The following is a 6,812-nucleotide window of genomic DNA, read 5'->3' as shown; positions in this document are numbered from 1 at the left end:
TCAACGAACGCAACAACACGGGAACGCAACTCGATCGGATGTGATTTGCCCATGACCGGTCTCCTTCCAGCTACGAAGGAATCACAAATCGGCCGATTCGAGAACCTGAATCAAAAAACGGGCGACGTGCTTTAGTTGACTGCCGCATGAGCATTCGAAGAGCTGTCGAGGATAGTGTCGACGAACACGCTCTCGAAGTTTTCACGCAGGATGTCTATAATGAAATAGACATCCTTTCGACCCGCTCGAGCGTCGATGCGGTCCGGATCGAGAAGTCCGAAGTGGTCGCTATAGGCCCCGCTTTCATCACTTACGCGGTTTCCGGCCAGATCTATGCTGATCTTCGTATGGATCCAAAAGCGATTTTCGCAACGATATGGGGGCCGAGATCAGTACCGACTTTCCGTTCAGCATGACGACTACGGCGCCTGTCGGAAACATAAGCCAATTTGAAAACGCTAGTGCCCGGATCGACACATCGAGCTGGTACGGCGAAGACGACGACGATGGTGAAGATCTCTTTCTCAAGATCACGGATTACTAGCCCCACGCCGATGGATCAGCCGCCGATCGGCACCTGTCAACCTGCGGGTGCCAACCGGACGTGTTCCAAAGGCAGGACTATATCGGCTTCTATGCTTGCGAGAAAGGCACCTGGCACGGCCGAATGATACCGTTTCGCCAGCCGACGCGGAAACGTGGGGCAGTCCAACCGCCTCTTGCTTGAACTTTTTTTTCCGCGACAAAGCCTTACGCCCCGACGAGAAATCGAGATTTCAGCTACTTAGAGGGTCTAATAAGCAGGTCGTGGGTTCGTATCCGTTCGAGACCGAGGAACACTTCCGGCTAGTCACCTGAATCTCAAGTTCGGTTCATTGTCTTCTGGCAGGATCCTTGACCGAGGCGAGGATTTGGTCGGCGGATTTAACCCACTTGTATGGGGTGGGGTTCTCGTAGTGGGTTTCGATGAAGGCGTCGATGTCAGCTTCCAGTTCTGCAGTGGAACGGTGTACGCCGCGCTGCAACTGCTTTCGCATCAGCTCTGCGAACCACCGCTCGACCTGATGATCCAGGATGCCGACGTTGGCGTGAAATGAACATGCTAGTGTGGGCGGCGCGCGCCAGGCCTTGATTCTCGGCGTCTTGCGGGTCGCATAGTTGTGCATCACCAAATGCACGTCCGGCCCATCGGACATTTCGGCGTCGATCCGCTTCAAGAAGTCGAGGAGTTCAGTGGCCCGGTGACGCTTGTAGCAATGACCGATGACCGCTCCATGTCGAGCGCGGCGAACAGCGATGTCGTGCCGTTGCGGACATAGGTATGGGTGCGCCGTTCGGCGACGCCCGGTGCCATGGGCAGCTCAGCCTGCTCGCGATCCAAGGCCTAGCTTTGCGACTTCTCATCCACACAAAGCACGACCGCCCGGTCCGGACGCGACATGTAAAGACCCATTACCGGTGTCCAATGAAACCCGTGCCGATTATTCCGATGTTCATTTTGGTCATTGTTATACCCTTCCGCCGTCTAGGCGATTTGTTCGAGGGGATGGATTTCGATGTGGGCGATCGTCCCCGGCGGCAGATGCGCGTTGAAGACGCGGATGGCTTCGCCGGACATGTGCCGTTCCCAGATTTGGCGGGAGGCCCATTCCTCGACAAAGACGTACACGCCCGTCTGGTTGAGGTTCCGATGGAGATGATAGGAGAGGCACCCCTCTTCGGCACGCGTCGCGACGGACAGTTCCGCCGCATGCTTTTCGAAGGCCTCTTCCCTGCCGGGGGTGATCATGACACGTGCCACGACCTTGATGCTGCTAGTCATTTGTCTGTCCTGTCAGGCTGGTCACAGCTTGCAATCTGGAACACCGGTCAAGCTGCTGAATTGGGGAAGGAAGCCGAGGCGTTCCCGATCAGGGAGCGGCGCTGGCCAATTGTCTGGCTGGTTTATTTCAGGCGCTTGAGCAGCTCCGCGGCAACGGCCGGGGCGGAACCAGGATTCTGGCCGGTTATGAGCTCACGGTCGGTCACCACGTTGGATGACCACGGCGAGTCATTGCTGACGAAATCGCCTCCTGCCGCCTGCAATGCCGTCTGTGGATAGAACTTCATCTCGCCGCCACTAAGCAGGCCCTTGGCGATTTCCTCTTCCTGATTGCTGATGACGGTCATCTTGTAGCCCGCATAGATCCAGCCTCCGGCCTTGGCCGAACCGCTTGTCTCCAGCTTCGTGGTGAAGGCCGTCACATCGGACAGGGTCGAGAGGAGCGCGATCGGGCCGTGGCAGGCAAGCGCGGTCGTCTTGCCCTTCGCATGGAAGTCGGCGAGCAGCTTGCCCAGTTCCGGGCTGACGAGAAGATCCTGCATCGGAGCATGACCGCCCGGCACATAGACGGCATCGAAATGATCGTAGCCGATCTGCTCTACGCGGGCGAGGCTGACGACCGGCGAGGCCTTGTCCGAGGTCAGTTTGAGCTTGTCGAGCAAAGCGATGCTTTCCTGCATCGCGGCCTCGTCGCCGCCGAAGTACATCTTGTCCACGGAGGATTTGTCCAGCGTCGGCGCCGTACCCTTCGGGGTCGCAAACGTGATGTCGTGGCCGGCCTCGGTCAGCGCCTTTACCGGCTGCATCAACTCGTTGAGATAGAAGCCGGTCTCGAAAACCTTGCCGTCCTTTAGGTCGAGATGATCGGAATCGGAAAGGACGACCAGGACATTGGCGGCCTGTGCGCTGAAGGTGCTTGTTCCAAGAGCAAGCGAGAGAGCGAGAGTACGGACGGGTTTCATGTTTTTCTCCATGCGAAGGCCAATCCCAAACCGCACGGGCAGAGATGGCGGATGATCTGTCATGAGTGATGCGGGGTATTCGGTTATGCGGTCAGCAGGTCGCGGAGCGCCTCGCCGACGCCAGTGGCAGATTGCGGATTCTGACCGGTGACGAGCCTTCCGTCGACGACGACCTTGGCCGTCCAGTCGGCGGCCGGATGGTGGTGCGCGCCGCGGGCAGAAAGGGTGCTGGCAAGCAGGAAGGGAACAACCCTGTCCAGCTTGACGGCCCGCTCCTCGTCATCGGTGAAGGCGGCGACATTCTTGCCGGCGACAAGATACGCGCCATTGCTCAGGGTGATGTTGACCAGTGCGGCGGGGCCGTGGCAGACGGCGGCGACGACACCGCCCGCCTCGTAGATATCGCGGGCGACGTTGTTGACGGCCGGACTTATCGGGAAGTCCCACATGGCGCCGTGACCGCCGGCGAAGAAGATGGCGGCGTAGTTTTTCGGATCGACGTCGGAAAGGCGCGAAGTGTTGCGAACGGCGTGGCGGAAGCCTTCGCTGTTCCAGTAGCGGGCATTGGTCGCGTCATTGAGGTCGAGACCGTCGACGGGCGGCTCGCCGCCATCGATCGAGGCGAACTCGACCGGGATGCCGGCGGCATCGAGCACAGCGAGGGGATGGGTGACTTCGCCGAGGTAGAAGCCTGTGGGTTCGCCGGTTTCATCACCTTTGACGCCATGGCTGGTGAGGACGAAGAGAACCGGTTTGATGTCCTGAGTTGCGCTTCTCATGATCTGCTCCTGCAATCGGGGATGACGTTGGGTCGGATTCGATGATGTGAATGTATTAAAGCTCGAAGGGCGGATAAATGGGCCGCCGAGGAATTCATTTGTTCGCAAGAGGACAGAATGGCGGTGAACAGCACGCTGTGCGACAGCTGGTAGTCCGCCTTAGAAGCGGTGCCTGAAACACTTTATTGATGCCAAAATCGGGGGTAAACCTGCTTGGGAGAAAACGGATTTATTCGCAAGGGGCCAAAATGGGGCGGAGGTTTGATCATCTTGGCGACGTGGAGGCGTTCGTCACCGTTGCCGAAAAAGGCTCGATGACCGAGGGGGCGGTTGCGCTTTCGACGACGCCGTCGGTCCTCAGCAGGGCGATCACCCGTCTTGAAACCCGGCTTGGCGCGCAACTGATGCGCCGGACCACCCGGCGTTTAAGTCTGACGGAGGAAGGCCGCGCTTACCTCGAACAGGCACGCGCCGCATTTTCGATGATCGACGATGCGGAACGAGCGATTCAGGGGCCGACTGGCGCGTCGCTGACGGGCCATGTCCGCATCAGCGTGCCAACGACCTACGGCCATTACCGGCTGCCCGCGATGCTGGACAGCTTCATGCAGGCCTACCCGGAAGTCCACATCGAATTGAGCATCACCAACCGCAATGTCGATCTTGTAGCAGAAGGTTACGACCTGGCGATCCGCCTAGGTCCCTTGCCCGATAGCGGGCTGGTGGCGCGTAAACTGGAAGATGCGCCGTTGCGTCTGGTCGCCGCCCCGCATTATCTCGAACGGGCTGGCATCCCGAGGCATGTGGAAGAGCTGGCGAAACATCAGTGCCTGCCTTTCGTGATGCCGAGCACAGGCCGTTGCGCTCCATGGCTGTTTCGTGTCGACGGCCGCGATGTGGACTGGTCGCCGGCCGGCCGCATCCGGGTTTTCGACGACGTGCTGGGTGTGGTGTCGCTTGCCGAAAACGGTCTTGGCATTTGCCAGATCTACGACTTTATCGCGCGGGACCGTATCGAACAGGGGCGCCTTGTCGATGTACTGGAGCACGCACGCGGCCGGTCCCGGCCTTTTTCGTTGATCTTCGCGCCACACCGCCGTCTCTCGACAGCGACACGGACGCTCATCGATTTCCTCGCCAGAGACGGTTAGTGGCTGTCGCCGTCCGCAACGCTCTGCAGTGCGAGGCGGCAAATCCCGCTTCTTCGGCTAGCTACCAAAGAGCTGCGCCAAGCGCAGATTCGCAACAGGCTCTGCTGGCTCGACTGCTCTGCCTATCGTGTACGATGTACGACAAGCACCCCCTATTATCTACAAATCGAACGGTTCCGACGGCAACGATGTTTATCTCGGCAACAAAGCGAATAATAATATGGTGTCTGGGACCGCGCCGTTTCGAGCAACCGCTTGACGCTCAGAGCATGGGCCTGCAGGGACGACGCGATCGAAAGTTGCTCTGTCTACACTCCCTCATGCTTGCCCGTTGCGAGCAACAAAGGAGATTGGTGGACCACGACCGGTGCGTGATACGGCACGCGCTGATAGCCAGCGTACCCGGGGCTCTTTGCAGACGGTCCGATCGGCCTCGGGATTCTCGCCGATAGTGACCTCGTCCCGCAGATAGTCGTTCAGGCGCATGCTGCTGCAAAGACAAGCTGTGACGGTCGCCTGATTGATATCCGGTGGCCGTCGAAGCCAGGCGGATATCCTGATTTTACTGACTGACACGTACAATCAGCTTCCCGAAATTCCTGCCCTGCAGCAGGCCGATGAAGGCCACGGGGGCATTCTCCAGACCATCGACGATGTCCTCGCGGAATTTCAGGCGGCCGTCGGCCAGCCATGCCGACGCCTGGCTCAGAAAATCGGGCCGCTGGTCGGCGAATTCGCGCTGAATGAAGCCACGCACCGTCAGGCTCTTGCGAAGCACGTCTCGCATGAAGCCGGGGAGGCGATCGACGCCTTGTGCCGGTTCGTTGTTATAGTGGGCAATCAGGCCACAGACGGGTATGCGTGCGAAATCATTGAGAAGCGGAAAGACCGCTTCGGCAACGGGGCCGCCGACATTCTCGAAATAGACGTCAATCCCATCGGGGCACGCTGACGCGAGTTGGGCGTTGAAATCCTTGGCGCGGTGATTGATTGCAACATCGAAGCCTAGTTCGTCGCGGACGAATGCGCATTTCTCCGGGCCGCCGGCAATGCCGACAGCCCTTGCACCTTCAATTTTCGCAATCTGGCCGACAACCGATCCGACGGCGCCGCTTGCTGCGGCGACAACAACGGTCTCGCCGGGCTTTGGCCTGCCGATATTGCGAAGTCCGGCATAGGCGGTGAAGCCTGGCATGCCGAGCACGCCGAGCGCCGCGGTCAGGGGTGCCTGCGTGGCGTCAAGCCTTCTCAGCCCGTCGCCGCTCGATGTAGCGTAGGTCTGCCAGCCCGAATGGGACAGGACGATGTCGCCCGGCGCAAAATTGCTGTTGCGGCTGCCGATGACGCGGGCAACCGTGCCGCCTTCCATGACCCCGCCGATAGCAATGGGCGGAGCATAAGATTTCGCGTCATCCATGCGTCCGCGCATATAGGGATCGAGTGATAGATAAAGAACCTGCAGAAGGACCTCACCTTCTGCGGCCGTCGGCAGGGGGCTGCGCTCGGTTCGGAAGTTCTCGGGCGACGGCAGCCCCTTGGGCCTTGATGCCAGCGTTACCCTTACATTTTCCAAGGCTTCGGGCATCGGATTCACTCCATAATCAAGATCGTTCATACCTGCCTGACGGTAGCGTCATCCCACCTCAGCCGCACGGTGCTTTTTTCCTTTCTTTCAACTCCAAAGAGAAAGCGGTTTCTCATCGACCTAATATCAGAACGGTCCATCGGCGGACCGGAGGCAATATCTCGCGAACTGCGCATGACCTTGGTTTGTCGCGGACTACAGTCTACAAACATGTCCGGTAGACGTGAGACGGGTGCGGCAGGTGTCGTTGTTTGAGGATTCGGCGACCTTTTGTTTGCTTGGAAAGGTGCTTAAGCTTAGCTATAGCTAGGCTTGGAATTTCGATCGAACCGGGATTCTCGATGAAAATCAGTGTCGTGGCTCCGGAAACAACAAGGTACGAGGATCCGGATCCCTTCAAAACCAAGCTTTTGCTAACGTCTATCGGGTGTTTGCAATTGTTTGGAGCCCATGGCACATCCATAGTCGATCTTGAGCCTCGCGAGGCTCAGTGGATGGATTACATTGAGCTTT

At 58.8% G+C, this 6,812-nt stretch carries 6 protein-coding genes and 2 pseudogenes; 3 read left to right on the top strand and 5 right to left on the bottom strand.

Annotation, left to right across the window (positions count from 1 at the left end; all coding sequences use genetic code 11):
- The first annotated feature begins 146 nt into the window (after positions 1–146).
- Positions 147–544, top strand: a pseudogene (locus IB244_RS26405) (hypothetical protein).
- A 328-nt stretch (positions 545–872) separates the two neighbouring features.
- Here the strand turns inward: IB244_RS26405 and IB244_RS26395 are convergent.
- The 4 genes and pseudogenes from IB244_RS26395 to IB244_RS26380 form a co-directional block, all read right to left on the bottom strand.
- Positions 873–1,456, bottom strand: a pseudogene (locus tag IB244_RS26395) (IS630 family transposase); the annotation flags it as partial.
- Positions 1,457–1,525: 69 nt separating this feature from the next.
- Complete coding sequence (locus IB244_RS26390; RefSeq protein WP_169682162.1) at positions 1,526–1,822, bottom strand: putative quinol monooxygenase; 297 nt, start codon at positions 1,820–1,822, stop codon at positions 1,526–1,528.
- A gap of 122 nt (positions 1,823–1,944) precedes the next feature.
- The gene (locus tag IB244_RS26385) at positions 1,945–2,784 is read right to left on the bottom strand and encodes a type 1 glutamine amidotransferase domain-containing protein (protein WP_192306215.1); all 840 of its coding nucleotides are present in this window, start codon (positions 2,782–2,784) and stop codon (positions 1,945–1,947) included.
- 83 nt (positions 2,785–2,867) lie between these two features.
- On the bottom strand, positions 2,868–3,563 hold the full coding sequence (locus IB244_RS26380; protein ID WP_192306213.1) for a type 1 glutamine amidotransferase domain-containing protein: 696 nt from the start codon (positions 3,561–3,563) through the stop codon (positions 2,868–2,870).
- A 248-nt stretch (positions 3,564–3,811) separates the two neighbouring features.
- On the opposite strand from IB244_RS26380, the gene IB244_RS26375 reads away from it, so the two are divergent.
- Complete coding sequence (locus tag IB244_RS26375; protein WP_192306211.1) at positions 3,812–4,714, top strand: LysR family transcriptional regulator; 903 nt, start codon at positions 3,812–3,814, stop codon at positions 4,712–4,714.
- Between the two features lie 562 nt (positions 4,715–5,276).
- Here the strand turns inward: IB244_RS26375 and IB244_RS26370 are convergent.
- On the bottom strand, positions 5,277–6,299 hold the full coding sequence (locus IB244_RS26370) for an NADP-dependent oxidoreductase (RefSeq protein ID WP_192306209.1): 1,023 nt from the start codon (positions 6,297–6,299) through the stop codon (positions 5,277–5,279).
- Between IB244_RS26370 and IB244_RS33245 the strand changes: the two genes are divergently transcribed.
- A complete protein-coding gene (locus IB244_RS33245) occupies positions 6,260–6,520 on the top strand; it encodes a helix-turn-helix domain-containing protein (protein ID WP_192306207.1) in 261 nt (86 codons plus the stop codon). The genes IB244_RS26370 and IB244_RS33245 overlap by 40 nt on opposite strands.
- Positions 6,521–6,812: the final 292 nt, after the last annotated feature.

It is taken from the genome of Rhizobium sp. RHZ02, assembly GCF_014851575.1.
GTDB classification, from domain to species: Bacteria; Pseudomonadota; Alphaproteobacteria; order Rhizobiales; family Rhizobiaceae; genus Rhizobium; species Rhizobium altiplani.
The sequence above is the reverse complement of the archived record's forward strand: the minus strand, read 5'-3'. Positions and strand labels throughout refer to the sequence as shown.